This is a genomic window from Ferrovibrio sp. (assembly GCF_964218355.1).
Taxonomy (GTDB): domain Bacteria; phylum Pseudomonadota; class Alphaproteobacteria; order Ferrovibrionales; family Ferrovibrionaceae; genus Ferrovibrio.
Genome location: NZ_CAXPMC010000009.1, coordinates 463,060 through 489,191 on the forward strand (window position 1 = coordinate 463,060; position 26,132 = coordinate 489,191).

21 protein-coding genes are annotated in these 26,132 nt (G+C 67.6%); 4 read left to right on the top strand and 17 right to left on the bottom strand.

What is annotated here, in order from left to right; translation table 11 throughout:
• Positions 1 to 26: 26 nt before the first annotated feature.
• The 6 genes from hrpA to gltB all read right to left on the bottom strand — a co-directional run bounded on the left by hrpA (position 27) and on the right by gltB (position 12,123).
• Positions 27 to 3,863, bottom strand: coding sequence for an ATP-dependent RNA helicase HrpA (gene hrpA, locus ACEQZY_RS06335; RefSeq protein ID WP_370153082.1), 3,837 nt, complete (start codon positions 3,861 to 3,863; stop codon positions 27 to 29).
• Positions 3,864 to 3,876: 13 nt separating this feature from the next.
• Positions 3,877 to 4,530, bottom strand: a complete 654-nt coding sequence (locus ACEQZY_RS06340; RefSeq protein WP_370153084.1) for a YceH family protein — start codon at positions 4,528 to 4,530, stop codon at positions 3,877 to 3,879.
• A 63-nt stretch (positions 4,531 to 4,593) separates the two neighbouring features.
• A complete protein-coding gene (locus tag ACEQZY_RS06345; RefSeq protein WP_370153086.1) occupies positions 4,594 to 5,763 on the bottom strand; it encodes a PQQ-dependent sugar dehydrogenase in 1,170 nt (389 codons plus the stop codon).
• A 90-nt stretch (positions 5,764 to 5,853) separates the two neighbouring features.
• Positions 5,854 to 6,003 (bottom strand): hypothetical protein, encoded by a 150-nt coding sequence (locus ACEQZY_RS06350; protein WP_170124080.1) that lies wholly within the window; start codon positions 6,001 to 6,003, stop codon positions 5,854 to 5,856.
• Positions 6,004 to 6,179: 176 nt separating this feature from the next.
• The gene (locus tag ACEQZY_RS06355; protein ID WP_370153088.1) at positions 6,180 to 7,598 is read right to left on the bottom strand and encodes an FAD-dependent oxidoreductase; all 1,419 of its coding nucleotides are present in this window, start codon (positions 7,596 to 7,598) and stop codon (positions 6,180 to 6,182) included.
• Positions 7,599 to 7,608: 10 nt separating this feature from the next.
• Positions 7,609 to 12,123 carry a glutamate synthase large subunit gene (gene gltB / locus ACEQZY_RS06360; protein WP_370153090.1) on the bottom strand — a complete coding sequence of 1,505 codons (4,515 nt, stop codon included), beginning with the start codon at positions 12,121 to 12,123 and terminating at the stop codon, positions 7,609 to 7,611.
• Between the two features lie 191 nt (positions 12,124 to 12,314).
• Between gltB and ACEQZY_RS06365 the strand changes: the two genes are divergently transcribed.
• Both ACEQZY_RS06365 and ACEQZY_RS06370 read left to right on the top strand, forming a co-directional pair.
• On the top strand, positions 12,315 to 12,575 hold the full coding sequence (locus ACEQZY_RS06365; RefSeq protein ID WP_110266541.1) for a type II toxin-antitoxin system Phd/YefM family antitoxin: 261 nt from the start codon (positions 12,315 to 12,317) through the stop codon (positions 12,573 to 12,575).
• A 3-nt stretch (positions 12,576 to 12,578) separates the two neighbouring features.
• Complete coding sequence (locus tag ACEQZY_RS06370; protein WP_370153092.1) at positions 12,579 to 13,004, top strand: hypothetical protein; 426 nt, start codon at positions 12,579 to 12,581, stop codon at positions 13,002 to 13,004.
• Positions 13,005 to 13,007: 3 nt separating this feature from the next.
• Here ACEQZY_RS06370 and ACEQZY_RS06375 read toward each other — a convergent pair whose 3' ends face one another.
• The 9 genes from ACEQZY_RS06375 to ACEQZY_RS06415 all read right to left on the bottom strand — a co-directional run bounded on the left by ACEQZY_RS06375 (position 13,008) and on the right by ACEQZY_RS06415 (position 21,413).
• Complete coding sequence (locus tag ACEQZY_RS06375) at positions 13,008 to 13,421, bottom strand: YbaN family protein (RefSeq protein WP_370153094.1); 414 nt, start codon at positions 13,419 to 13,421, stop codon at positions 13,008 to 13,010.
• A 57-nt stretch (positions 13,422 to 13,478) separates the two neighbouring features.
• Positions 13,479 to 14,627, bottom strand: coding sequence for a deoxyguanosinetriphosphate triphosphohydrolase (locus ACEQZY_RS06380; RefSeq protein ID WP_370153096.1), 1,149 nt, complete (start codon positions 14,625 to 14,627; stop codon positions 13,479 to 13,481).
• Entirely contained in the window at positions 14,624 to 15,730 is a 1,107-nt protein-coding gene (gene aroB, locus ACEQZY_RS06385) for a 3-dehydroquinate synthase (protein ID WP_370153098.1), read from the bottom strand. The genes ACEQZY_RS06380 and aroB overlap by 4 nt, the downstream gene beginning before the upstream one ends.
• A gap of 59 nt (positions 15,731 to 15,789) precedes the next feature.
• Positions 15,790 to 16,320: a shikimate kinase AroK gene (gene aroK / locus ACEQZY_RS06390; protein WP_370153100.1), complete on the bottom strand. Its 531-nt coding sequence runs from the start codon at positions 16,318 to 16,320 to the stop codon at positions 15,790 to 15,792.
• A 70-nt stretch (positions 16,321 to 16,390) separates the two neighbouring features.
• Positions 16,391 to 18,457 carry a type IV pilus secretin PilQ gene (pilQ, locus tag ACEQZY_RS06395; protein WP_370153101.1) on the bottom strand — a complete coding sequence of 689 codons (2,067 nt, stop codon included), beginning with the start codon at positions 18,455 to 18,457 and terminating at the stop codon, positions 16,391 to 16,393.
• A 32-nt stretch (positions 18,458 to 18,489) separates the two neighbouring features.
• Entirely contained in the window at positions 18,490 to 18,996 is a 507-nt protein-coding gene (locus ACEQZY_RS06400; RefSeq protein WP_370153103.1) for a pilus assembly protein PilP, read from the bottom strand.
• The gene (locus ACEQZY_RS06405; protein ID WP_370153105.1) at positions 18,993 to 19,652 is read right to left on the bottom strand and encodes a type 4a pilus biogenesis protein PilO; all 660 of its coding nucleotides are present in this window, start codon (positions 19,650 to 19,652) and stop codon (positions 18,993 to 18,995) included. The genes ACEQZY_RS06400 and ACEQZY_RS06405 overlap by 4 nt, the downstream gene beginning before the upstream one ends.
• The gene (locus tag ACEQZY_RS06410; protein ID WP_370153107.1) at positions 19,649 to 20,248 is read right to left on the bottom strand and encodes a PilN domain-containing protein; all 600 of its coding nucleotides are present in this window, start codon (positions 20,246 to 20,248) and stop codon (positions 19,649 to 19,651) included. Before ACEQZY_RS06410 ends, ACEQZY_RS06405 begins: the two co-directional genes overlap by 4 nt.
• 76 nt (positions 20,249 to 20,324) lie before the next feature.
• Complete coding sequence (locus ACEQZY_RS06415; protein WP_370153109.1) at positions 20,325 to 21,413, bottom strand: pilus assembly protein PilM; 1,089 nt, start codon at positions 21,411 to 21,413, stop codon at positions 20,325 to 20,327.
• A gap of 170 nt (positions 21,414 to 21,583) precedes the next feature.
• Here ACEQZY_RS06415 and ACEQZY_RS06420 point away from each other — a divergent pair, with 170 nt between their 5' ends.
• Positions 21,584 to 23,977 carry a penicillin-binding protein 1A gene (locus ACEQZY_RS06420; protein ID WP_370153111.1) on the top strand — a complete coding sequence of 798 codons (2,394 nt, stop codon included), beginning with the start codon at positions 21,584 to 21,586 and terminating at the stop codon, positions 23,975 to 23,977.
• A 37-nt stretch (positions 23,978 to 24,014) separates the two neighbouring features.
• A complete protein-coding gene (locus ACEQZY_RS06425; protein WP_370153113.1) occupies positions 24,015 to 24,608 on the top strand; it encodes a hypothetical protein in 594 nt (197 codons plus the stop codon).
• 45 nt (positions 24,609 to 24,653) lie between these two features.
• On the opposite strand, the gene ACEQZY_RS06430 is transcribed toward ACEQZY_RS06425, so the two are convergent.
• Both ACEQZY_RS06430 and ACEQZY_RS06435 read right to left on the bottom strand, forming a co-directional pair.
• Positions 24,654 to 25,946, bottom strand: a complete 1,293-nt coding sequence (locus ACEQZY_RS06430) for a citrate synthase (protein ID WP_110266406.1) — start codon at positions 25,944 to 25,946, stop codon at positions 24,654 to 24,656.
• A partial coding sequence (locus ACEQZY_RS06435) for a hypothetical protein (RefSeq protein ID WP_370153115.1) occupies positions 25,943 to 26,132 on the bottom strand: 190 nt, incomplete at its 5' end. The genes ACEQZY_RS06435 and ACEQZY_RS06430, both read right to left, overlap by 4 nt.

The window sequence follows — 26,132 nt, forward strand, 5'->3', positions numbered from 1 at the left end:
ATATGCATGCGCATGGTAAGGCGCATTCAGGGCTGGCGCAAAGCGTCGTCGACCTTGCTTGCCGTCGGTCCGCCCTGCGCCCGCAACTCCTGTGCAAACAAGGCGATGCGCCATTCCTCCAGGGCCCAGCGGGCCGCATGGAACGGCGCCGGCAGGCGGGCCGCCAACGGTGCGAGCTGGCGGGTGAGGTCGTCGTCGCGCGCCGGCTTGTTGGGTAGCCGTTCCAGGCGCACGTCGATGGCGCGCAGGTACAGCGCGACGCGCGGCCACTGCGCATCCGGAATCGCGGCGACGAAACCGGCGGCGAACAGGCTGTCGAGCTGACTGCGCAGATCGGCGAGCGACGCCGGCCAGCGTTCGCCGAGGCTGCGCAGGCGCGCGCGCAGCTCGCGCGCCTTGTTCAGCCAGTTGAGCACCTCGTCGAGCCGTCGCTGCGCGTCGATCGAGAACGCGCCGCGACTCTCGAGCGCGGCCTGGAACGCCGTACGGCTGCGCGGCGCGCCGTCGCGCAGCAGCACGGACTCGGCGCTGCGCGCGGCGAGCTGCTGCGTGATTGCGTCGATGTCCAGCGCGAACGCCGGCGCGAGCATGCCGAGCTTGCTGCGCACACTCTTGCCGAGATCACGCAGACGGTCGGGCATGCGCGCGAGCAGCAAGGCACGCACACCGTTGCGATGTGCAAGCTGCGCCGCGTCCGGCGACTCGAACAGACGCAGGTCGATCCGCGGGCCGTCGACGGCCAGGCCCGGCCACGCCTGTGCGCCCGAGGCCAGTTGCACCTGTTCCGGCAGATCGTCGAAATCCCAGTCGGTGATCCCGCAACGGCTCCAGCGCGCGAGCACCGGATCGGTTTCCGCCGCGCGGTTCAGGGCGGTGCGCGCGGCGTCGCGGTGGCGGTGCTGCAGCCCGTACAGCGAGTCCGCAGTTCCCAGGATCGTGCCCTGCGCGTCCTCGAGCTGGAAGCGCGGGCGCAGGTGGGCGTCGAGCCGGGCGGGGTCGAAATCCTCCGGCGCCACAGCAGCGCCGGTCATCGCGGTCAGCGCCGCGCACAGGCGCGCGAGCAGATCGCCGCCGTGCGGTTCGAGCCGTGCCGCCGCGGCCTGCGCGAACTCGGCGGCCGGGGTGAAAGCGCGGCGCTGGCGGTTGGGCAGCGTACGGATCAGGCCTTCGAGTTTCGCCGCCAGCAGCCCCGGCACCAGCCAGTCGAAGTCCGCCGCCTGCAGCGCATGGACCTGGGCGAGCGGAATGTGGAAGGTGACGCCGTCGTGCTCGGCACCGGGCTCGTGGTGATACGACAGCCCGATGCGCACACCGCCGATGTCGAGATGATCCGGAAACTGATCCTCGATGGCCGTCGAGGCCCCGGGCCGCAGGGCATCGGTCTCGGTCATCGCCAGGCGCGCGGTCGCGCTGCGCTGACGCGGGTCCTTGAGCAGGCGCTTGAGCGCCGCGGTGGTGCAGATGTCCGCCGGCAGGCGTGCGTCGTAGAACGCGAACAGCTGCGCGTCGTCCGCGAGCAGGTCCGGCCGGCGCAGGCGGGCTTCCTTGTCGCGGATCTGATCGACGAGCTGCAGGTTCTGATCGAGAAAGGCCGGCTTGCGCTGCATGCGCCCGCCGACCAGGGCTTCGCGGATGAAGATCTCGCGCGCCTCGGCCGGATGGGTCGAGCCGTAGTGGCGCGGTCGCGTCAGCAGCGGCAGGCCGAGCAGGGTCAGGTGCTCGGTGGCGGACACCTCGCCGCGCTCGACGTTCCAGGTCGGATGCAGCAGCCGGCGCTGGACCAAGTGACCGCCGACGCTTTCCAGCCACGCCGGTTCGATCGCGGCATTGGTGCGCGCGAACAGGCGCGAGGTCTGCGCGAGCTGCGCGCTCATGATCCACGGTGGGGTCTTCTTCGCGAGCGCCGAGCCCGGGTGCACGAAGAAACGCCGGCCCTTGGGGCCCTGGTAGTCGCCGGACTCCGGCAGCTTCTGGCCGATGTGGTCGATCAGTCCGGCGAGCAGCGCCTGATGAATGGGCGCGTACTGCGCCTCGAGCGACTCGGCCGTCCAGCCGGCAGCATCATCCGGCGCGCGTCGCGGCGCGTCGCCGGGCTTGCGCAACAGGTCGACGATCTGCCGGTGCACGGCCTCCCATTCCTCCATGCGCAGGAACGAGACGTAGTGTTCGCGGCACAGCTTGCGCAGCTGGCGGTTCGAGTGCGCCGCGCTCCATTCGCGCCAGCGCTGCCACAGCAGGAGCAGCGACAGGAAGTCGGAGCGCTTGTGCCGCCACTGTGCATGCTTCTGGCGTGCGGCGCCCTGGGCATCGGCCGGTACCTCGTGCGGGTCCTGCACCGACATCGCGGCTGCGAGCACGAAGATCGCCTCGCGCGCGGCATTGTCGCGGCCGGCGAGCGCAATGCGCGCGACGCGCGGGTCCAGCGGCAGGCGCGCGATCTCGCGGCCCAGTGCGGTCAGGCGTCCGCCGTCGTCGAAGGCGCCGAGCGTCTGCAGCACGCGGTAGGCCTCGGCGACGTGCCGGCCTTCCGGCGGATCGACCCACGGGAACTCGTCGACGCGACCGAGCCCCAGCGCCGCCATCTGCAGGATCACGCCCGCGAGATTGGCGCGCTTGATCTCGGGGTCGGTGAACGGTGGCCGCGCGGCGAAATCGTCCTCGGCGTACAGACGTACGCAGATCCCCGGACCGAGGCGACCGCAGCGCCCGGCACGCTGGTTGGCGGCGGCCTGCGACACCGGCTCGATCTGCAGTTGCTGCACGCCGGTGCGCGGCGCGTAGCGGTTGAGCCGCGCCATGCCGGTGTCGATCACGTAGCGGATGCCCGGTACCGTCAGCGAGGTCTCGGCAACGTTGGTCGCGAGCACGATGCGCGGCTTGCTGCTGCGACCGAAGACCTCGTCCTGCGCGGTCGCGGCGAGGCGCGAGTACAGCGGCAGGATCTCGGCACGCGGGAATCGTCCTTCGAGCACGCGCGCGGCATCGCGGATTTCACGCTCGCCCGGCAGGAAGACCAGGATGTCGCCCTGGGGCGAGCCGCGCCACAGCGATTCGGCGGCCGCGGCGATCGCGCCTTCGAGATCGGCATCGTCGTCCGCCGGCCGGTAGCGCATTTCGACCGGCCAGGTTCGCCCGGAAACCTGCAGGATCGGCGCGTCGTTGAAGTGTCGCGACAGTCGCTCGGGGTCGAGCGTGGCCGAGGTGACGATGAGCTTCAGGTCCGGGCGCTGCGGCAGGATGCGCTTGAGCCAGCCGAGCAAAAAATCGATGTTGAGGCTGCGCTCGTGCGCCTCGTCGATGATGATCGTGTCGTAGGCATTGAGCTGATGATCGCGCGCCAGCTCGGCGAGCAGGATGCCGTCGGTCATCAACTTGACCAGGGACTGTTCCGACACGCGGCGGTCGAAACGCGTTTCGTAGCCGACCAGCCCGCCGAGCGGCGAGTCCAGCTCCGAGGCGATGCGGTGGGCCACGCTGCGCGCGGCGAGCCGTCGCGGCTGCGTGTGACCGATCAGGCCGCGCGTGCCGCGGCCGAGCTCCAGGCAGAGCTTGGGCAGCTGCGTGGTCTTGCCGGAGCCGGTCTCGCCGCAGACGACGACGACCTGGTGCGTGCGGATCGCTTCGAGCAGTTCCTCGCGCGCCTGCGAAACCGGCAGCTCGGCCGGATAGTCGATCCGCGACGGGCGCAGGCGCTGCCGGTTCTCGGCCTTCAGCTGCGCCTGCTGCACGTCGCGTTCGAAGCGCGCGACGTCGAATCGCGGCGGCCTCGCACGTGCGAGCTGGGCGGCCAGACGCGCGGCATCGCGCTGCAGCAGGGTGTCCTTCGCTGCGGCGAGCTGTCCGCGCAGCGCGTCGAGATCCATCAGCGGCGCGGGATCAGCCGGCGTCGCCGGAGGAGGGTCCGATGCCCAGCTGCGCCTCGAGTCCGGCCATGCGTGCTTCGAGCGCGGCCACGCGCTCGCGCAGGGCGACGATGTCGTCGTTCGCGGCCGCGGCGCTGCGGGGACTGGCCGGCGCCACCGCATCGGCGGCCGGCGCGCCGCACAGCAGGTGTGCCCAGCGTGTCGCCGACTGTCCGGGTGCGCGGGCGAGCTCGGTCACCAGCGGCTGCGCCCGGTCCGCGAGATCGGCGAGCGCCGCCTGCACGCCATCGAGATCGGTGGGCCCGTTGAGCGCCTCGGCATGCGCACGCAGCTCGGCCTGGGTCTGCGCCCCGCGCAGCATCAGCGCGACCAGCACCGCCTGGGTCTCGGGCTTGAGCATCATCTGGTGCTGGAACTGGTGGCGCCATTTCTGCGCGCGCGCCGAGAAGCTGTCCCGCACAACGAGCTTGCGTTCCTCGAGGCTGTTCAGCGCATTGCCGACGTCGCCTTCGCTCAGGCTCATCACCGGATGGCGCGAGGTCTTCTGGTTGGCCGCCAGCATGATGCCGTTGACCGTCATCGGGTAGTACTGCGGTGTCGTGATCGACTTCTCGACCAGCACGGCGACGACGCGCGCTTCGGCCGGTGACAGCTGGAGCTCGGACATGGGGTTCGGACGGCGGCAGGGGGCGCTAAAGATACAGATAGTCGCGCGTGAGCGGCACTGGCCTCAGTTGGTGTTCGCCAGAACGATACGCAGAACGATACGCAGCACGCGGCCGTCGGCCTCGTCGGTGAGCAGGTACAGGGCGCCGTCCGGACCGAGGCGTACGTCGCGGATGCGCCGGTTGAGGCCTTCGAGCAGGCGCTCCTCGTGCACCACCGTCTCGCCCTCGAGCTCCAGCCGCACGAGCTGACCGAACTTCAGTGAGCCGACGAACAGGTTGCCGCGCCACGGGGCGAAGCGCTCCGCGGTGTAGAACGCCATGCCGCTGGTTGCGATCGACGGCACCCAGTGGTGGATCGGCTGTGCCATGCCCGGTGCTTCGGTGATGCCGTCGCCGACCGGGGCTCCCGAGTAGTCCCGACCGTAGGTGATCACCGGCCAGCCGTAGTTCACGCCGGCGCGCGCGATGTTGAGCTCGTCTCCGCCCATGGGGCCGTGCTCGTTCAGCCACAGCATGCCGGTATCGGGATGCAGCGCCGCACCCTGCGGATTGCGGTGGCCGTAGGACCAGATCTCGGGCCTGCCCTTGCCGCCATCCGCGTACGGGTTGTCGGGCGGAACCGAACCGTCCGCCTGGATGCGGACGACCTTGCCGAAGTGATTCTCCAGCGACTGCGCCGCCTCGCGATCCTTTACCGGGCCCCGGGCCGTGTTGCGCTCGCCGAGCGTGACGTACAGCCGCCGCCGGTCATCGAACACCAGACGCGAGCCGTAGTGGTGCTGTCCCTCCCAGTCCGGGCGCTGCCGGAAAATGACGGTGACGTCTTCGAGGGCCTTGTCGGTCAGGCGGGCATGCGCGACGGCGGTGCCGTTGCGCCCGCCGCGCGGCTCGGCGTAGCTGAAGTAGATACGTCGCGAGTCGGCATAGTCGGGCGCGAGCACCACGTCGAGCAGGCCGCCCTGCCCGCGTGCATGCACCTCGGGGACCTGCTCCAGCGGCGCCGACACGGTGCCGTCGGCCGCGATCAGGCGCATGCGCCCCGGGCGCTCGGTCACGAGCATGCGCCCGTCCGGCAGGAAGGCGAGCGACCAGGGGTGTTCCAGGCCGCTCGCGACCTCCGTGACGACGACGGGACCGTGCTCGCTGTCGAAGCGTTGCGCCGCCTCGGCGGCAGCGGCGCTGCCGGCGGCGGTGGTGAGGACGATGCCGGCCAGCAGACGTGGACGAAGCACGGCGACTCCTTTCGGGGCGTGCCTGTTCGACCAGTGCCAGGTGCATCCGTTCAGCTATCCGGGCCGGTTTGACGAATCGTCGGCGTACCGTCAGGTGTTGTCGTCGATCTCGTCGCCGACTTCCTCGACCGCTTCGCTCGCGCGGTCGCCGAGGGACTCGTCGTTGTCGCCGACATAGGCGAACAGCAGCAGGCCGGCGACGACGATCACGGCGCCGAGCAGCAGGACTTTCCAGTTCATGGGATCGGTTCCTCGCGTGAAGGTTGCGAGGACGGTGGATCAGGAAGCGTGCCGCGGCTTGCCGGACGCAGGAACAAGGGCTTGCGCGCGCAGCAACCGTCGCGAGCGTGCAAGATGCCCGCTCGCGACGAAGACTGCTGCAGTTCGACGGATCGTCGTTCCGGGTTCGTGCGCGCTCAGACGCCGAGGTAGTCGAGAATGCCCTCGGCCGCCTCGCGGCCTTCGAACACCGCAGTGACGACGAGGTCCGAACCCCGGACCATGTCGCCGCCCGAGAAGATCTTCGGGTTCGAGGTCTGGAACTTGTGCTTGGCCAGCACTTCGCCGTTGACCTTCATGCGGCCGTCCTCGTGCAGCTTGAGGCCGTGGTCGCCGAACCACGGCGCCGGGCTGGGCCGGAAGCCGAAGGCGACGATGACGCGGTCGGCCTCGATGATCTCCTCGGAGCCCTCGACCACCTCCGGCTTGCGCCGGCCGCGCGCATCGGGCTTGCCGAGCTGCGTGGTGACGAGCTTGACGCCTTCGACCTTGCTATTGCCGACGATCTCGACCGGCTGGCGGTTCCACAGGAACTCGACGCCCTCTTCCTTGGCGTTGGCGACTTCGCGGCGCGAACCGGGCATGTTGGCCTCGTCGCGGCGGTAGGCGCAGGTGACGCTTTCCGCGCCCTGACGGATCGAGGTGCGATTGCAGTCCATCGCCGTGTCGCCGCCGCCGAGCACCACGACGCGCTGGCCCTCGACGTTGTAGTCGGCGTCGCCCGGGCGCGCCTCGCCGAGCATGCCGTTGACGTTGGCGATAAGAAACGGCAGCGCTTCGAAGACGCCGGGCAGATCCTCACCGGGGAAGCCGCCCTTCATGTAGTTGTACGTGCCCATGCCGAGGAACACGGCGTCGTAGTCCTTCAGCAGCTTCTCGAACGCGAGGTCCTTGCCGATCTCGACGCCGAGCCGGAACTCGACGCCCATGCCCTCGAGGATCTTGCGCCGCGTCTTGACGACGTCCTTCTCCAGCTTGAACGGCGGGATGCCGTAGGTCAGCAGGCCGCCGATCTCCTGGTATTTGTCGAAGACGATCGGCTTGACGCCGTTGCGCGCGAGGATGTCGGCGCAGCCCAGACCTGCCGGGCCGGCGCCGACGATCGCCACCTTCTTGCGTGTCCACTTGACCTTGGACATGTCCGGGCGCCAGCCCTGCTTGACCGCCTCGTCGGTGATGTACTTCTCGACCGAGCCGATGGTCACGGCGCCGAAGCCGTCGTTGAGCGTGCAGTCGCCCTCGCACAGACGGTCTTGCGGGCAGACGCGACCGCAGATCTCCGGCAGCGAGTTGGTCGCGTGCGACATCTCGGCGGCGGCGAACAGGTTGCCTTCCTCGACGAGCTTGAGCCAGTTCGGGATGAAGTTGTGCACCGGGCACTTCCACTCGCAGTACGGATTGCCGCAGGCGAGGCAGCGGCCGGACTGCGCCTTGGCCGCTTCCGGCTGGAACTGGCCGTAGATCTCGCGGAAGTCGTGGATACGCACTTCCACCGGCGTCTTCGCCGGGTCCTGCCGCGGCAGGTCGAGGAACTGGTTGACGTTCTTTGCACCCATGTCTTTGTCCTCAGGCCGCGGCGCGCACGGAATCGATCAGCGAGCCGATTTCGGCGGCGCGCGGCTTGACCAGCCAGAACTTGCCGACGTAATCGGCCCAGTCCGACAGGATCGCCTGCGCCCACTTCGAGCCGGTCACCTTGGCGTAGTCGCCCACGAGGTTGCGCAGGTAGTTCTCGTGCGCCTCCATCGATTCCGACACGACGCGGTGGATGTCGATCAATTCATGGTTGTAGCGGTCGACGAAGTTGCGCTTCTCGTCGAGCACGTAGGCGAAGCCGCCGGTCATGCCGGCACCGAAGTTCACGCCGGTGCGGCCGAGCACGACGACCACGCCACCGGTCATGTACTCGCAGCCGTGATCGCCGCAGCCTTCGATGACCGCATGCGCGCCGGAGTTGCGCACGGCGAAACGCTCGCCGGCAACGCCGGCCGCATACAAGGTGCCGCCGGTCGCACCATACAGGCAGGTGTTGCCGATGATCGCGGCCTCGCGCGTCTCGTAGCGCACGCCCTTGGGCGGCTTGACGACGATGCGGCCGCCGGCCATGCCCTTGCCGACGTAGTCGTTGGCGTCGCCTTCCAGTTCCAGGTTCAGGCCGCCGGCGTTCCACACACCGAAGGACTGCCCGGCCGTGCCCTTCAGGCGGATCGTGATCGGCTTGTCGGACATGCCCAGGTTGCCGTGGCGGCGCGCGATCTCGCCGGACAGGCGGGCGCCGATCGAGCGGTGCCGGTTCTGCACGGTGTAGTGGAAGATGCCGCCGGTCTTGTGCTCGATCGCCGGCAGGCAGTCCTGCAGCATCGCCTCCGCCAGCTCGCCCTTGTCGAAGGGCTCGTTGTTGAACATGCAGTACTGCGCGCTCGGCAGCACCATGCCGGCCGATTCGAGGATCGGCTTCAGGTCGAGGTTGCGCGCCTTCGCGGTCTCGGCCTCGTCGATCTCGAGCAGGTCGGTGCGGCCGATCAGCTCGGCCACCGAGCGCACGCCCAGCGCCGCCAGCCACTCGCGCGTTTCCTCGGCGACGAAGCGGAAGTAGTTCATCACCATTTCCGGCAGACCGATGAAGTGCTCGAGGCGAAGCACCTGGTTCTGCGTCGCCACGCCGGTGGCGCAGTTGTTCAGATGGCAGATGCGCAGGTACTTGCAGCCGAGCGCGACCATCGGCGCGGTACCGAAGCCGAAGGACTCGGCGCCGAGGATCGCCGCCTTGATGACGTCGAGGCCGGTCTTGAGACCGCCGTCGGTCTGCACCCGCACCTTGTCGCGCAGGTTGTTCATGCGCAGCGTCTGGTGCGTCTCCGACAGGCCCAGCTCCCACGGCGTGCCGGCGTACTTGACCGAGGTCAGCGGCGAGGCGCCGGTGCCGCCGTCGTAGCCGGAGATGGTGATCAGGTCGGCGTAGGCCTTGGCGACGCCGGCCGCGATGGTGCCGACGCCCGGGCCGGACACCAGCTTGACCGACACCAGTGCCTGCGGGTTGACCTGCTTGAGGTCGAAGATCAGCTGCGCGAGATCCTCGATCGAGTAGATGTCATGGTGCGGCGGCGGGCTGATCAGTGCGACGCCCGGCTTGGAGTAGCGCAGCCGCGCGATCATGTCGTTGACCTTGTCGCCGGGCAGCTGGCCGCCTTCGCCGGGCTTGGCGCCCTGCGCGACCTTGATCTGCAGCACCTCGGCGTTGACCAGGTAGTGCGGCGTGACGCCGAAGCGGCCGGACGCGACCTGCTTGATCTTCGACATCTTCTCGGTGCCGTAGCGCGCCGGATCCTCGCCGCCTTCGCCCGAGTTGCTGCGACCGCCGAGGCGGTTCATCGCGATCGCCAGCGCCTCGTGCGCTTCGGGCGAGAGGGCGCCCAGCGACATGCCGGCGGAATCGAAGCGCTTGAGGATGGCCTCGGCCGACTCGACTTCCTCGACCGGGATCGGCTCGGTCGCCTTGAGCTTGAACATGTCGCGGATCGTCGCCACCGGACGCTCGTTGACGTGCTGTGCGAAAAGCTTGTATTCGATGTAGTCGCCGGACTTGACCGCGCGCTGCAGCGTGGCGATCACATCGGGGTTGTAGGCGTGATACTCGCCGCCGTGGATGTACTTGTACAGGCCACCCTGCTCGATCGGCTTGCGTGCGCTCCAGGCAATATCGGCGAGGCCGTCCTGCTCCTCGTGCAGGTCGGCGAAGCGGGCGCCGCCGATGCGCGAGACCGTGCCCTCGAAGCACAGGTCGATGACCTCGTCGTGCAGGCCCACAGCCTCGAACAACTGCGCACCGCGGTAGCTCGAGATGGTGCTGATGCCCATCTTCGAGATGATCTTGTACAGACCCTTGTTGATGCCCTTGCGGTACGACTGCGCGAGCGCCTCCGGTGCCTTCTTCTTGACCTGGCCGGAGCGCACCATCTCGTAGAGCGTGGCGTAGGCCAGATACGGATAGATCACGCTCGCGCCGTAGCCGATCAGGCAGGCGAAGTGGTGGGGGTCGCGCGCGGTCGCGGTCTCGACGACGATGTTGCAATCGCAGCGCAGCCCCGCGTGCACCAGACGGTTGTTGACCGCGCCGACCGCAAGCAGCGCATGCACCGGCAGCTTGCCGCGCTCGATCGCACGGTCGGACAGCACGATGATGACCTTGCCGGACTGCACCGCGGCGATGGCCTCGTCGCAGATGTGCTCGACCGCCGCCTTGAGGCCGAGCGCCGGGTCGTAGTTCAGATCGATGACGTGATGCGCATACGCTGCGTCGTCGTTGCCGACGGCCATCAGGCGCTTGAACTTGGCCTCGGACAACACGGGCGAATCGATCAGCAGGCGCGCGGCGCGCTCCGGCGTCTCCTCGAACATGCCCTTCTCGACGCCGAGCTGGCATTCGAGCGACATCACGATCTGCTCGCGCAGCGGATCGATCGGCGGATTGGTCACCTGGGCGAACATCTGCCGGAAATAGTCGTAGACCGAGCGCGCCTGTCCCGACAGCACCGCGAACGGCGTGTCGTCACCCATCGAGCCCACGGCTTCCTGCCCGGCCTCGGACAGCGGGCGCAGGACCTGGTCGCGCTCCTCGAAGGTGAGCTGGAACATCTTGTGGTAGGTGGCCACCATGTCCGGCGGCATCACGTCGAGCGCGTTCGGGTCGTCCGACAGCGACGCCTCCAGGCGCCTCATCTGCGTCTTCAGCCACTGCTTGTAGGGCTTGCGGCCGGCCAGCATCCGGTCAATGTCGTCCGGACGCAGCAGGGCACCGGTCTCGGTGTCGACCGCGAGGATCTCGCCGGGGCGCAGGCGGCCCTTCTCGACCACGTCCTGCGGCTTGAAGTCATGCACGCCGATCTCCGACGCCAGCACGATGTGGCGATCGGCGGTGATCACGTAGCGCGCGGGCCGCAGGCCGTTGCGGTCGAGCGCGCAGGCGGCGTAACGGCCGTCGGTCAGCACGACGCCGGCGGGGCCGTCCCAGGGCTCCATGTTCACCGAGTTGTACTCGTAGAACGCGCGCACGTCGGGATCGAGATCCTCGACGTTCTGCCAGGCCGGCGGGATCAGTGCGCGCATGGCCTGGAACACGTCCATCCCGCCGGCCAGCAGCACCTCGAGCATGTTGTCGAGCGACTGCGAATCCGAGCCGTCCATGTTCACCAGCGGCGCGATCTCCTCGATGTCCGGCAGGTCGGCACACTGGAATTTCTTCGCGCGGGCCAGCGCCCACTTGCGGTTGCCCGAGATGGTGTTGATCTCGCCGTTGTGCGCGAGGTAGCGGAACGGATGGCACAACTGCCAGCGCGGCAGCGTGTTGGTCGAGAAGCGCTGGTGGAACACGCACATCGACGATTCCAGCGCCGGGTCGGCCAGATCCGGATAGAACGCCGGCAGCAGCTCCGGCATCACCAGGCCCTTGTAGACGATGACGCGGCACGACAGGTGCGTGATGTAGAACTCGCGGTCACCTTCCGCGGCCAGCAGCTTCTCGGCACGGCGGCGAGCCTTGAACAGCTTGAGCTCGAACGCGAACTTGTGCAGGCCGGCTGGCGGCACGATGAAGGCCTGCTCGATCTTCGGCAGCGCGCGCAGCGCCTCTTCGCCGAGCGCCGTCTGGTCGGTCGGCACCTCGCGATAGCCGAGCAGCGTCAGGCCGTGCAGCTCCAGGCTTTCCTTGAGCGCGGCCTTGGCGCGGTTGCGGCGCTTGGCGTCCTGCGAAAAGAAGATGTTGCCGGCGCAGTACAGACTCTGGCTGTCCGCGCCGAGATCGAAGCCGAGCTTCGCGGCTTCGCGGCGCAGGAACGCGTCGGGCTTCTTCATCAGCAGGCCGCAACCGTCGCCGGTCTTGCCGTCGGCGGCGACGGCGCCACGATGGGTCATGCGGTGCAGCGCGGTCACAGCCGTCTGCACGAGCTTGTGGCTGGCCTGGTCGTCCATGTGGGCAATCAGGCCGAAACCGCAGCTGTCGCGCTCGAAACTTTCCCGGTACAGGCCGTAACCGGCCTGCGGCGTGAGACCGGCAGGGCGGTCGAAATGCTCGCGATCCAACATCGGGCTGGCTCCAAAAAACACAGCAGGAATCCCCGCTTGAGGCGGCGCGGGGCGCGGAAGTGTGCGCCGCACCTGTTCGCGCTGCAAATGTTTTTCCTCGCCTTTGCAGAAGGTGAAAAAACACCCAATTGATTCAACGTGTTGTCGTGCCATAAGATGGCCATCTACATGGCCATCTACAGCCGATGCCGATGAAGACCGTCTCTGTTGCCGAGGCCCGGAACCGGCTCACCGAGCTGCTGCGCGAAGTCGAGCAGGGCGCGCCGGTCGCGATCAGCCGTCGCGGTCGCGGGGTCGCGGTGCTGATCGCCGAGGGCGACTACGAGCGTCTGCGCAGCGCCGCCGGCGGCGCCGATTTCAGCGCCTGGCTGGCGAACTGGCGTGCACGCGCCGGTACCGGTTTCGACGGGATCAGCCCGGACGAGCTGGCGCGCTGGTCGCTCGCGGAGTGAGCCGTGCCACGGCCGCGCTATCTGCTCGACCTGGCCGTCCTGGCCGAACTCACCCGGCCGAGCGGCAATCGCCTCGTGCTGACCCGGTTCCGGCGGCACCAGCACGACTGCGCGACAGCGGCCTCGGTGGTCTACGCCCTGCTACGCGGCATCGAGTCGCTACCGGACGGGCCGCGACGCAGCCAGCTCGACGCCTTTGTCCAGGAGCTGCTGCGCAGCGGGCCGCCGGTCCTGCCGTTCGACCTGGAGGCGGCGCGCTGGCTGGCGCGCACGGCCCCCCGTCGCGAGCGCCAGTACCGGGCCTGGACGGCGGTCGAAGGCCAGCTCGCGGCCACGGCAGCAGTGCACGAACTGCGCCTCGTGACGCGCAGCCCCGGCACCTATGCCGGCGCCGAAGGGCTGGCACTGGAGGACTGGTTCCGGCCGTAGACCTCAGTTGCGCGAGGGGATGCGCCAGATCCAGGCAGCAACGGCGACACCCATTGCGGCGAGCGCCCACTTGAGCCCGATGGGCTGGACGAAGAACACGATCGAGCTGCCCAGGGTCAGGCTCATGAGAGCGATCGCCCACAGCTTGGTGCGTCGCGGAATGCTGCGATGTTGCTCCCATTCGGTCAGCAGCGGGCCGAAAGCCCGGTGGCGCAGCAGCATCGTGTGGAAGCGGGCGGAGCTGCGCGCAAAGCAAGCGGCGGCGAGGAGCACGAAGGGTGTCGTCGGCAGCACGGGAAGCAGGATGCCGATCAGTCCCAGCACCAGCGACAGCCAGCCGGCGGCGATCAGCAGCCAGCGGACCGGCGGCGAAAGCGGCCGTTGCGCGGCGGTCGGGAGTGGCGGCGGCAGGTCCATCTGGCCGGCGAGTGTACCTGCGCAACGCTTCGTCGAGCGGTCCGGTCGCCGGGAGGGTCAGCGCAGGCGCCGTGGGTCGAACAGCCGTTCGTACTCGTCGAGCGCGAAGCGGTCGGTCATGCCGGCGACGTAGTCGGCGACCACGCGTGCGCGCCCGGTTTCGCCGTCGCGGCTCTCGAGCTGACGGGCCGCGTCGAAGAAATCCGGCGGCATCAGGCGCGGATCGGCGTGCAGCGCCGCGAACAGTTCGCGCACGACACGCTGTGCCTTGACCATGATCCGGTAGACCTGATGGTGGTGGTACAGGTGCTCGCGCAGGAAGCGCTTGAGCGCCTCGTTCTCGTGCTGGATCTCGTCGCTGAACCGGATCAGCGGCTCCGGGCGCGACCGCACGTCTTCGATCGACGAAACGCCGGCCTGCTGCAATGCGCGGCGCGAGCTGTCCGTCAGGTCGACGACCAGCGTGTTGATGATGCGCCGGGTGGTTTCGTGGCGCTGCTGCTTGGCGCTGATCTCGCCGTAGCGCTGCACGACTTCGTCGTGATGTCGCCGGAACAGCGGCACTTCACGCAACTGCTCGATGGTGAGCAGGCGTGCGCGCAGGCCATCGTCGATGTCGTGGTTGTTGTAGGCGATCTCGTCGGCGCGGTTCGCAAGCTGGGCCTCGAGGCTCGGCTGGGTGCGGTTGAGAAAGCGCTCGCCGACGTCGCCGAGCGTGCGTGCGCGCGCCGCCGAGCAGTGCTTGAGGATGCCCTCCCGCGTGTCGAACATCAGGTTGAGGCCGCGGAAGCTCGCGTACTTGTCTTCCAGCTCGTCGACCACGCGCAGCGACTGCGCGTTGTGCTCGAAACCACCGTAGGGCTTCATGCAGGCGTTGAGCGCATCCTGGCCGGCGTGGCCGAACGGCGTATGGCCGAGGTCATGGGCCAGCGAGACGGCCTCGCACAGATCCTCGTTGAGCCCGAGGGTGCGCGCCATGGTTCTGGCGATCTGGGCGACTTCGATCGAGTGTGTCAGCCGCGTCCGGAACAGGTCGCCTTCGTGATTGACGAAGACCTGGGTCTTGTATTCCAGCCGCCGGAAGGCCGCGGAGTGGATGATCCGGTCCCGGTCTCGCTGATACTCGCTGCGATGTCCCGGTCCCGGCTCCGGGTGGTGACGGCCGCGCGAGCGGCGATCGTCGGCGGCGTACGGGGCGAGCGTCATTGCGCTGCCGGCGCACCGCAGAAGTGTTCCAGCGTCTCGGCGAGCCGAGACGGATCGAAGTCGGCCGTCACCACGGCATCGCCGATCGCGCGCAGCAGCACCAGGCGCAGCCGGCCGGCAGCGACCTTCTTGTCCAGGGCCATGTTGTGCAGAAAGTCCTGCGGGGTCATGTCACCGGGCGGTTTCGTCGGCAGGCCGCTGCGCGCGATCAGGTCCACGCAGCGTCGTGCGTCGTCCGCGTCGATCAAGCCGAGACGCGCCGACAGGTCGGCCGCCATGCACAGACCGGCCGCGACGGCCTCGCCATGCAGCCAGTCGCCGTAGCCGGCGTGGGTCTCGATGGCGTGGGCAAACGTATGGCCGAGGTTGAGCAGCGCCCGCCCGCCTTTGCCGTCGGCCAGCGACTCACGCTCGTCGCGGGCGACGATGACCGCCTTCATCTCGCAGCTGCGCCGGATCGCTTCGGCGGTTGCGACCGGATCGAGCGTCAGCAGGTCGTCGAGATGGTGGGTGATCCAGTCCAGGAAGCTGGCATCGCCGAGCATCCCGTACTTGATCACCTCGGCAAGACCGGCGAGCAGCTCGCGCCGCGGCAGGGTCCTGAGCGTCCCGGTGTCGGCCACGACCATGATCGGTTGATGGAAGGCGCCGATCATGTTCTTGCCGAGCGGATGGTTGACGCCGGTCTTGCCGCCGACGCTCGAGTCCACCTGCGAAAGCAACGTCGTCGGTACCTGCACGAAATCGATTCCGCGCTGGTAGATCGCCGCCGAGAAGCCCGCGAGATCGCCGATGACGCCGCCGCCGAGCGCGATCAGGCAGCCGTCGCGTGCGAGCCGCGTCTGCAGCAGCCAGTCCTGTACGCTGCCGGCGACTTCCCAACTCTTCTGTGCCTCGCCCGGTGGCAGGACGCGAACGGCATCGTCGTCGAGCGCCAGCGCCGAGCGCACCGCTTCGAGGTGCAGGGCGGCAACGTGCTCGTCGGTGATCAGCCGCAGGTTGCGTCCGCGCAGGGCCTGCCACAGGCTGCCGTCGGACAGCAGGCCGGCGCCGATGTGGATCGGGTAGCTGCGGTGGCCCAGGTCGACGTGCAAGCTCGGCATGGCGGGACGTGAGATCGGCGGACGCGCAGTGTATGCGCCCGCGGCCGGGGTTTCGAGCGTCAGCCCGACGGACGACCGTCGACGAAGTCCGCGATGTCGCGCACCACGCACTTGGCACTGCGCGCATCGGTGCTGACGACCAGGTCGGCGATCTCCCGGTACAAGGGGTCGCGCTGGCGAAGCAGGCGCTCGAGCACTTCGCGGCGGTCGGCGGCCTGTGCCAGCAGCGGGCGTGCCTCGGAGCGCTGCGTGCGCGCGAGTTGCTGCTCGACGCTGGCATGCAGGTAGATCACCGTTCCGCGCGCCGCGAGCACGCGCCGGTTCTCGGGATCGAGGACGGCGCCGCCGCCGGTCGCCAGTACGAGCGGCCCCTCGCCGCAGAGCTCGGCAATCGCTTGCGCCTCGCGGCGGCGGAAACCCGCCTCGCCTTCACGCTCGAAGATGTAGGGAATGTCGACGCCCGTACGGCGCTCGATCTCGTGATCGGAGTCGACGAAACGCACGCCGCGGATCTGCGCGAGACGTCTGCCCACAGTCGTCTTTCCGGCGCCCATCGGGCCGACGAGAAAGATATTGGGACCCTGAGCCATTGCGAAACCGACGTTGTACGGACCGCTACCGCGCGCAGTATAGGCACGCGGTAGCGGTGCCGCGACGGCCTCACTGCACGACCAGACCTTCCTGCAGTACCCGCGGCGTCACGAAGATCAGCAACTCCCGCTTGTTGTCGGAGCGGCTGTTGCTGCGGAACAGCGCGCCGAGCAGCGGAATGTCGCCGAGGAAAGGCACCTTCGCGGAAGAGCGGCGGCTTTCCTCCTGGAAGACCCCGCCGAGTACCACGGTTTCTCCACTGGCGATCAGCACCTGCGTATCCAGACGGCGTGTGTCGATCGCCGGCGCGGAGCCCACGCCGGTGTTGACGTCCTCGCCCTGCGAGTCGTTGGTCACCGAAAGATCCATGATGACCCGGTCGTCCGGCGTGATCTGCGGATTCACCGTCAGCGACAGCACGGCCTTCTTGAACTGGGTCTCCGTGCCCTGGTTCCCGCTGCTGGACTGATACGGAATCTCGCGGCCCTGCTCGATCACGGCCTGCTTGCCGTTCGCCGTGACCACACGCGGTGTTGAGATGACCTCGCCGCGGCCTTCCTGCTGCAGGGCCGACAATTCGAGGTCGATCAGGAAGTCACTGCCCAGGATCGTCCAGGCCACGCGCCCTGCGGGGGTCGCGGAGGTCGGCAGGTTCACCAGATAGCCTTGGTCGGGCGTCGGTAGCACGCCGCCCACGACATTTCGGGAGCCGGTGTTACTACCCGACTGGCCCACGGTCGCATTTCCAATCCGGCCGATCGAACTGACGCCGAAGCGAGCGCCCAACTCGCGTGCGAAATCGTCGCTAGCAATGACGATGCGCGATTCGATCAACACCTGACGTACGGGGATGTCGAGTTTCGAGACCAGCGCGCGAATCTCGTCGATCTTCTCCCGCGTTTCGAGGACGAGCAGTGTGTTGGTGCGCTCGTCGACGGTGACGCGACCCCGCTCGCTGAGCAGCGAGGTGTCGCCGCTCGACAGCAGCGCGCGCATGTCCGTGGCTTTCGCGTAGTTGACCTGAATCAGCTCTGAGCGCAGCGGTGCCAGCTCGGTCTGCTGCTTGGCCGCCTCCAGTTCCAGACGCTCGCGTTGCGCGATTTCCTCGACCGGTGCCACCAGCATGACGTTGCCTTGCTGGCGCATACCCAGGCCCTTGGTGCGCAGGATGATGTCGAGCGCCTGATCCCACGGCACGTTCTCCAGGCGCATGGCCATTTCGCCCTCGACCGAGTCGCTGATCACCATGTTGGTCCCGGCGACATCGGCGATGATCTGAAGCAGCGAGCGGACCTCGACGTTCTGGAACGACAGACTGATGCGCTCGCCGGTGAACTGTGGCTGCGTGCGCTGCAACTCCTCGCGCTCGGCGGGCGTGAGCGGCTGCAATTCCAGGGTGAACGAATCGCCCGACTGGTAGGCAGCCTGTTCGTACTCCTGTCCCGTCACCGGTGTCAGCGTGACCAGGCTGTCGGATCCGTCGGCCCGAATGTCGACGTAGCGGACGGGCGTTGCAAAATCGAGCACGTCCAGACGTTTGCCCGCGCCCTCGGCAAGGCGGGTATTCCTGAATCGCGCAACGATCCGGCCGTTCTCAGGCTTGACGTCAACAACTGCCTTCGGATCCGAGAGTCGCACGACCACACGGCCCTCGCCCTTCTCGCCCCGGCGGAAGTCGAGGCTCTGCAAGGTGGTCCGGCGGTCGCCACTGACCGCTGGCGCTTGCTGCGTCGCACGCGCGGATGCAAGGCTGTCGAGTCGAACGAGAATGCGGTTGCCATCGACATCGACATCATACGGAGCGCTGCTGCCGAGTTCGACAACGACGCGCGTACGGCCACGCGACTCGGCGCTGGCAACGGCACGCACGTTGCCGAGGTTGATGCGCTGATAGCGCTGCGCGACCGCGGTGCGCGTGCCCGGAAGGTCGAGCGACAGACGAGCCGGCTGGTCGACGGTAAACACGGACGGCTGCGGCGCCGGCCCGGACAGCGTCAGGGTCATCAGCACGCGGCCGCTGTCGATTTCCACGAAGGCGATATCTTCCAGCGCCAGGTCCTGCGCGACAGCGGCCGGCACGGCCAGCAGGAAGGCCCAGAGCAGAAAGTGCCGGATCGTGGCGTTGATGGTGGTCATTTGAAAACTCCCTGGAGCCTCTCGCGTTTCCCTTACTCGGTCAGCGCCACACTGGCCGTGCGCTGCGTCCAGCCACCGAACCCGTCTTCGACCAGTTCCTGCAGACTGACTTCGGTCGGCGTGATCGCGACGATCTGGCCGTAGTTCTGCCCCATGTAATTCTTCAACGTGACCCGGTGAATCACGTTGTCCGGCGCTTTGATCAGCGCGAAAACCCCTCGCGTGGTGCTGATGGTCCCCATCATGCGCAGCGCATCAAGCGGAAACTCCTCAAGCGGTTCCCGGTTCCGGTTCAGGTCCGGGCGGGGGCCGGCGATGCTGGCTGCGCGGTTGGGTGCGAGTACCTCCACGAACGGATCGCGGCGATCGCCCGGCACGTAGGTAAAGGGGTCAAACTGCTTGGGCTGCGGAATCGGCGGAATCTTCGTCGAGGTCCGCGCCTTGATGGCGGCGACGTCGCGCTGCAGATCGGACATGTCGTCGCTGCAGGCGCCCAGCAACATGGCGGCAGCGCTCAGTGACAGGAGCGTGCGTCTCATCGCCGCCTCCCGGCCTGTTGAGGCTTAGCCGCCTCGATCTCCTCGTCGTCGAGATAGCGGTACGTCTGCGCAGTGGCGGTCATGCGCAGGGTTGTCGGTCCGGTGGACGCGCCGTGACCGGCAGTTGCAGCGCCCTTGATCTCGACCTCCTCGATGGTGACGATGCGTGGCAAGGCAGCAACCGCGCTGACGAAGTTGCCCAGTTCGTGATAGTCGCCGACGACCACGATCTTGTTGGGGATCGCGGCATAGAACTCCTTGGGCACCTCGCCGGTCGGCTGGAACAGCTCCTCCTCGAGGCTCGCTTCCACGCGCTTCTGCGAGATGTCGTTGAGCAGGTTTGCCACCTCGGCGCGGCTCGGGAGCTGCTTGAGCATGTCGCCGAACTGGCGCTCCATCTCCTTGAGCTGTTCGCGATAGGCGTCGATGGCTGCGACTTTCTTCTGCTTGGTATCGAGCTCCTGAAACAACGTCTGTTCTTGCGTTTTGGCCGTTTGTACCTGTTCGTACACGGGTCTGATCACGAACCAGGTACCTGCAGCAAACAGCACCACCCCGGTGAGGATCACTGCCGCGATTCGTGCCCAGCGTGGCCAGGCGCCCGGATTCTGTGCGTCGAGCGCCTGCAGCTGCTGGATGATCTCTTGGGCGTTCATCCGAGCACCTCTTCGCCCCCCGCATCTGCAGGTGCATTATCAGCCGATTTCGGCTGTGTCAGGCGCTTGACTTGCAAGGTGAATTGCGCCTGTCTGCGTCGATCCTTCTCGTCGGTCTTGATGACCACCAGGCGCGGGTCCGAGAACCAGAGCGAGGCGTCGAGGTTCTTCATGTAGGTCGAGATGCGCCCGTTCGACTCGGCGATACCGTCGAGCGTCACGTTCGCCCCTTGTTGCCTGAGGCTGGTGAGATTGACGCCCTCGGGCAGCGTATTGACGATCTCGTCGAAGAAATGCACCGATGCCGTGCGGCTGGCCTCCAGCTCCTCGATGACGCGCATGCGTGCGATGAGGTTGGACCGGACGCGCTCCAGTTCCTGGATTTCGGTGAGCTGCTTGTCCATCTCCTTGATTTCCGCGCGCAGGTACGAGTTCCGCGACTCCTGGTAGCTCAGCTGGCCGCTGACCAGCATCCAGCCGGCTGCGACCAGACCGCCCGCAACGGCGACACCCAGGCCGATGCTTGCGATGAAGTCCTGCTTGCGTTTCTCGCGGCGTGCCTTGCGCCAGTCCAGCAGGTTGATATGCGTCGTCATCGAACGCTCCTGGACCGACAGACGCGGATGGCGAGGACAGGCACGGCGCCGTGCAAATTCGTGAGGGACGAACCTGTCATGCCTTCTCCTCGTCGAATGCGCGGTAGGCCAGACCGGCCGCAATCAGCAACGAGGCCTCTTCTTGGGCGAGGTTGGCAGGCTTGGCGCGGGAGGCGACGCTCATCTGCGCGAACGGCCGCGCGACGACCGTCGGAATCTGCAGACGCTCCTGAACATTGGCGTCGACACCCGCGATGTGCGCGCAACCGCCTGCGAGCACGATCTGGTCGATCGCGCTGTACTGCGTGACTGCGGAGAAGAAGAACTGCAGCGAACGGTCGATCTGCTGCGCCATGTCGGACACGAAGTGCGGGAGGATCTCGGTTTCGTATCCCTCCGGCAGATTGCCGCTGCGCTTGGCCTTCAGCGCTTCCTCCTGCGACATCCCGTAGGTGCGCATGATGTCTTCGGTCAGCTGGCGGCCGCCGAAGGCCTGGTCGCGCGTGTAGATCGTCTTCAGGTCGTGCAGGATCAGCACCGAAGTCGTCGTTGCGCCCATGTCGACCACGGCGACGGTGCGGCCGCGGCCGCCGTCCGGCATCTGGTGCGCGAGGAACTGGCAGGCGTTCTCCAGCGCGTACGCCTCGACGTCGACGACGCGCGTCTTCAGCCCGGCGATGTCGACGGCAGCGCACAGTCGCTCGACCTGCTCCTTGCGGCACGCGGCCAGCACGACGTCCACGGCGTCGGTGTTCTTCGCGCTCGCACCCAGCACCTCGAAATCGAGGCTGACCTCGTCGATGGGATAGGGGATGTACTGATCGGCTTCGGCCTTGATCTGCTCTTCCATATCGTCGCCGGAGAGCATGCTCGGCATTTCGACGATCTTGGTAATCACCGATGCACCGGCGACGGCGACGGCCGCTTCGCGCGTGCGCGTGCCGGCACGGCTGATCGCGCGCGCGATCGTCTCGCCGACCGGCTTGGGGTCGGCGATCTGCTTGTCGGCGACCGCGCCAGGCGGCAACGGTTCGACCGCGTACGCTTCCACGTGGTAGCGCGTACCTTTGCGTGAAAGCTCGAGGAGCTTCACGGCACTGGAGCTGATATCCAGTCCGATCAGTCCTTTGCTTCCCTTGCCGAACAACGTTTGCAGGCTGGCCATGGCGCCCCGTGCCGCTTCGTTGACAATCCCCCACGGGAAAGAAAGACTCTTCCCGCATCGCGCCGTACTATAGCGCAATATTGCTACTGCGCAACTAGAAGTTCCTGCGGCAAATACCTGATCAAGCTGCAAACATTTCTGAAGCTTTTCACCGTCCCAAACGTTCTGCGATGACCCTCGACAAGCTCGCGCTGCGCGTGCTGCTGTGGCTGCTCGCGGCCGCGCTGCTGCTCGCGGCTTCGGCTGTGGCCGCCCTGTTCGGCGCCGCCCACTATTACGGGCGCGACTTGCCGTCGGTCGCCAGCCTGCGGGAGCTGCAGCTCTCGGTGCCGCTGCGCATCTACAGCCGCGACGGCAAGCTGATGGGCGAGTTCGGCAGCGAGCGCAGGGCGCTGCTGCGTTTCGAGGATCTGCCGCCACGGGTTGTGCAGGCGTTCCTCGCCGCCGAGGACGACCGCTTCTTCGAGCATCCCGGCGTCGACTGGCAGGGGCTGCTGCGTGCGGCCCTCAAGTACGCGGCGACTGGCGAGAAGTCGCAGGGCGGCAGCACCATCACGATGCAGCTGGCGCGCAACGTCTTTCTCAGCAGCGAGCGCACCTTCACTCGCAAATTCAAGGAGATCCTGCTGGCGTTGAGAATCGAGCGCGAGCTCGACAAGCCGCAGATCATGGCGCTGTACCTCAACAAGATCTTCCTTGGCGAACGTGCCTACGGCGTCGGCGCGGCCGCCCTGGTCTACTTCGGGCGGGACGTCGGCAGCCTGTCGCTCGGCGAGACCGCGGTGATCGCAGGCCTGCCCAAGGCGCCCTCGCGCGACAACCCGGTGGCCAACCCGGTGCGGGCCACCGAGCGACGCGACTATGTGCTGCGTCGCATGCGCGAGCTCGGCTATATCTCCAGGGCCGAGTACGAGGAGGCCGTTGCCGAGCCGCTCGTCGTGCAGCCCTACCGCCCGCAGGTCGAGGTCGAGGCCGACTACGTTGCCGAGATGGTCCGGGCCGAGATGGTCGCGCGTTTCGGCGAGGAGGCCTATAGCCGGGGACTGAACGTCACCACGACCGTCGACGCGAGCCGGCAGACGGCCGCGAACGCCGCCTTGCGCCAGGCGCTGCTCGAGTACGACCGGCGCCACGGCTGGCGCGGCGCTGAGGCGCGCATCCCGGCCGAGCTGCTGGCGCAGCCGCAGTCCCCCGAGTTCGCTACCGCCCTGGGCCGCTATGCGCCGGTCGGCGGGCTGCAGGCAGCTGTGGTCCAGGCGTTCGATGGAAACGAGCTGGCGTTGCTGACCGCTTCGGGGCCGCTGACGCTGGGCGACGAGAGCTTTGCCTGGGCGAAGCTCGATGCCGCGGGGCTGGCGCCCGGTGACGTCGTACGTATCGACTCGAGCGGCGATGCACCGCGTCTGGCGCAGATTCCGGAGGCGCAGGGGGCGCTGGTGGCACTGAACCCCGACGATGGGGCCATGGAGGCCCTGGTCGGTGGCTTCGACTTCTTTGCCGGCAAGTTCAACCGGGTGACCCAGGCCCGACGCCAGGCCGGATCCGGCTTCAAGCCGTTTCTGTACGCCACGGCGATGGCCCATGGCTACACGCCGGCATCGGTACTGCTCGATGCGCCGGTGGTCTTCGACGATCCGCGACTCGAATCCACCTGGCGCCCCGAGAACTACGGGGGCGACATCAAGGGGCCGATGCGCCTGCGCGAAGCGCTGGTGCAGTCGCGCAACCTCGTCTCGATCCGGCTGCTGATGGGAATCGGCATCGACACGGCGCTCGACTTCATTCCGCGCTTCGGCCTGCCGGCGGATCGCCTGCCGCGCGACCTGACCATGGCACTCGGCAGCGCGGTATTCACGCCGCTGGAGATGGCCAGGGGCTATGCGACGATCGCCAACGGCGGCTTCGTCGTCGATCCGTACGTGATCGTCGAAGTGCGCGACAGCGCGGGCGAGATCGTCGAGCGGGCGCAGCCGCGCCGCGCCTGTCCCGAATGCCTGCTGCCACCGCCGGTGGCGGACGAAACGCAGCCGACGCCGCTGCCGACCGCCGTTGCCGACGAAGCCGAGGCCGAGTGGCTGCCGGCGCAGCAGGCCGTCGATCCCGCGGTCGCCTGGCTGGTCGGCGACATGCTGCACGATGTGACCGTCCGCGGCACCGCGGCCAAGGTGGCGCAGCTCCAGCGCAACGATCTGGCCGGTAAGACCGGCACGACCAACGACGAGACCGACGCCTGGTTCAACGGCTTCCAGCGCCACCACGTCGCCGTGGTCTGGGTCGGATTCGACCAGCCGACGCCGCTCGGGCGCGGCGAGGTCGGCGGTCGCGCCGCGTTGCCGGCCTGGATGGACTACATGCGGGTGGCGCTGGACGGCGTGCCGCAGGAACGCGCGCCGCGCCCTCCCGGGCTCGTCAACGTGCGCATCGATCGTGAGACCGGTTTGCTGGCCGCGGCCGGCGATCCGGATGCGATCTTCGAAACCGTTCCGCAGAACGCGATTCCGCCGGCGATGGAGAATCCGCAACAGCACCGTGACGAGCGCAACGGGCTGCAGGAACTGTTCTGACGCCGGACCCGGCGCGTCCCGGGGCCTGTGAGGGGTGATGGCTTACCGCGAACGCTCAGGAATCATCGAGGAAGCGGCGCGCATTGTTTGCGTTGAACGGCTCACGGACTATCGCCAGGCCAAGCGCAAGGCTGCGCAGCGGCTCGGGTTGCCACCCAACGCGCCGCTGCCGGACAACGCGGCGATCCACGCGGCCGTGATCGACTATCAACGCCTGTTCGGCGGTGGCGACTACGTGCAGCAGCTGCACCGGCTGCGTCGGGCGGCACTGGCGGCAATGCGATTGCTGGATGCGTTCTCGCCGCGGCTGGTCGGGGCCGTCGTCAGCGGTGCGGTGACCTCGGCGCATCGCGTGCAGCTGCACGTGTTCAGCGACGCGGCTGAGGCGGTCGACATCGCGCTGCTCGACAGGGGCGTGGATTTCGAGCCGGCCGAACGACTGTATCGCCTGTCCGACGGGCGGGAACAGCGCGTGGCGCTGCTGCGACTCGAGCTCGACGACTGCGGCGTCGACATCGCGGTGTTTCCCGAGGACGGATTGCGCCGGGCCCCGGTCAATCCCCTCGACGGGCGGCCTTTCCGCCGTCTCGACTACGCCGAGGCCGAACGGCTCGCAGCGGGAACGCCATGAAAAACGCCCGGCAGGTGCCGGGCGTCTGGTGCATCCAGCGGCAGATCAGCGCTTGTCGAGTGCCGGCACGTTGCGTTCCGCGGCGCCGGTGTAGACCTGGCGCGGCCGCGCGATGCGCATCGTCGGGTCGGCGATCATCTCGATCCAGTGCGCGGCCCAGCCGACGGTGCGCGCGATGGCGAACATCGGCGTGAACATGTTCACCGGGATGCCAAGCGCCTTGTAGATGATGCCCGAGTAGAAGTCGACGTTCGGGTAGAGCTTGCGCTCCTTGAAATAGTCGTCCGACAGCGCGATCTCCTCGAGCTTCATCGCCAGCTCGAGCTTCGGATCGTTGATGTTCAAGGCCTTGAGCACCTTGTGGCACTCGTCGCGGATGATCGTCGCGCGCGGATCGAAGTTCTTGTAGACGCGGTGGCCGAAACCCATCAGGCGCACGCCCGAGTTCTTGTCCTTGACCTTGCTCATGAAGTCCGGGACCTTCTTCACGTCGCCGATCTCGTCGAGCATCTTCAGTACGGCCTCGTTGGCACCGCCATGCGCCGGTCCCCACAGCGCGGCGATGCCGGCCGCGATCGCCGCATACGGATTGGTGCCGGTGGAACCGGCCATGCGCACCGTCGAGGTCGAGGCGTTCTGCTCGTGGTCGGCGTGCAGGATGAACAGCACGTCGAGTGCGCGCGCGGCGATCGGGTTCACCTCGTAGGGTTCGGCCGGCACCGCGAACATCATGTGCAGCAGGTTCGAGCAGTAGTCGAGATGGTTCTGCGGATACATGAACGGCAGGCCGACGTAGCGCTTGTAGGCGGCCGCGGCGATCGTCGGAATCTTCGCGATCATCCGGTGCGCGAAGATCTTGCGGTGCTCCGGATCCTTGTTGTTGGTGGTGTCGTGGTAGAAGGCCGACAGCGAGCCGACGACGCCGGTCAGCATCGCCATCGGATGCGCGTCGTAACGGAAGCCGCCGAAGAAGCCCTTCAGCGACTCGTTGATCATCGTGTGGCGGCGGATCGTCTGGTCGAAGTCTTCCAGCTGGTTCTTGTCCGGCAGTTCGCCGTTCAGGATCAGGTAGGCGACCTCGATGAAGCTGCACTGCTCGGCGAGCTGGGCCACCGGGTAGCCGCGGTACAGCAGCACGCCGGCGTCACCGTCGATGTAGGTGATCGCGCTCTTGGTCGAGCAGGTCGACGAGAAGCCCGGGTCGTAGGTGAACACGTCCATCTGGCCATAGACCTTGCCGACGTCGAGCCCGACCGGGCCAAGGGTGCCGCCGACTGCAGGCAGATCGGTTTTTTCGCCGGTGGCGTTGTTGACCAGGCTGAAGCTGGGCGTGCTCATCTCGAAAACCCCTTGTCTGAAGAAGAAAATGCGCGAACTTCGATGTTCCTGTCGACGCTCCGGGCGGTGCGCCGACCGCTCCCACAGGCCTGCGCCGTCGCGATCAGTGCGCGCGGCGAGACTCGGGCGGCTGGGGAACGGCGTAATCCGGCCGCAAGGATAGCGATATTCGAGATCGGAAGAGCA

Bases quoted from the DNA above. Each gene is read 5' to 3' on its own strand.
- ACEQZY_RS06380 (WP_370153096.1), bottom strand. From the start codon at position 14,627: ATGACGCTCGCCCCGTACGCCGCCGACGATCGCCGCTCGCGCGGCCGT.
- ACEQZY_RS06350 (WP_170124080.1), bottom strand. From the start codon at position 6,003: ATGAACTGGAAAGTCCTGCTGCTCGGCGCCGTGATCGTCGTCGCCGGC.
- ACEQZY_RS06365 (WP_110266541.1), top strand. From the start codon at position 12,315: ATGAAGACCGTCTCTGTTGCCGAGGCCCGGAACCGGCTCACCGAGCTG.
- hrpA (WP_370153082.1), bottom strand. From the start codon at position 3,863: ATGGATCTCGACGCGCTGCGCGGACAGCTCGCCGCAGCGAAGGACACC.
- pilQ (WP_370153101.1), bottom strand. From the start codon at position 18,457: ATGACCACCATCAACGCCACGATCCGGCACTTTCTGCTCTGGGCCTTC.
- ACEQZY_RS06405 (WP_370153105.1), bottom strand. From the start codon at position 19,652: ATGAACGCCCAAGAGATCATCCAGCAGCTGCAGGCGCTCGACGCACAG.
- ACEQZY_RS06415 (WP_370153109.1), bottom strand. From the start codon at position 21,413: ATGGCCAGCCTGCAAACGTTGTTCGGCAAGGGAAGCAAAGGACTGATC.
- ACEQZY_RS06340 (WP_370153084.1), bottom strand. From the start codon at position 4,530: ATGTCCGAGCTCCAGCTGTCACCGGCCGAAGCGCGCGTCGTCGCCGTG.
- aroK (WP_370153100.1), bottom strand. From the start codon at position 16,320: ATGGCTCAGGGTCCCAATATCTTTCTCGTCGGCCCGATGGGCGCCGGA.
- ACEQZY_RS06420 (WP_370153111.1), top strand. From the start codon at position 21,584: ATGACCCTCGACAAGCTCGCGCTGCGCGTGCTGCTGTGGCTGCTCGCG.
- ACEQZY_RS06425 (WP_370153113.1), top strand. From the start codon at position 24,015: ATGGCTTACCGCGAACGCTCAGGAATCATCGAGGAAGCGGCGCGCATT.
- gltB (WP_370153090.1), bottom strand. From the start codon at position 12,123: ATGTTGGATCGCGAGCATTTCGACCGCCCTGCCGGTCTCACGCCGCAG.
- ACEQZY_RS06430 (WP_110266406.1), bottom strand. From the start codon at position 25,946: ATGAGCACGCCCAGCTTCAGCCTGGTCAACAACGCCACCGGCGAAAAA.
- ACEQZY_RS06400 (WP_370153103.1), bottom strand. From the start codon at position 18,996: ATGAGACGCACGCTCCTGTCACTGAGCGCTGCCGCCATGTTGCTGGGC.
- aroB (WP_370153098.1), bottom strand. From the start codon at position 15,730: ATGCCGAGCTTGCACGTCGACCTGGGCCACCGCAGCTACCCGATCCAC.
- ACEQZY_RS06355 (WP_370153088.1), bottom strand. From the start codon at position 7,598: ATGGGTGCAAAGAACGTCAACCAGTTCCTCGACCTGCCGCGGCAGGAC.
- ACEQZY_RS06410 (WP_370153107.1), bottom strand. From the start codon at position 20,248: ATGACGACGCATATCAACCTGCTGGACTGGCGCAAGGCACGCCGCGAG.
- ACEQZY_RS06375 (WP_370153094.1), bottom strand. From the start codon at position 13,421: ATGGACCTGCCGCCGCCACTCCCGACCGCCGCGCAACGGCCGCTTTCG.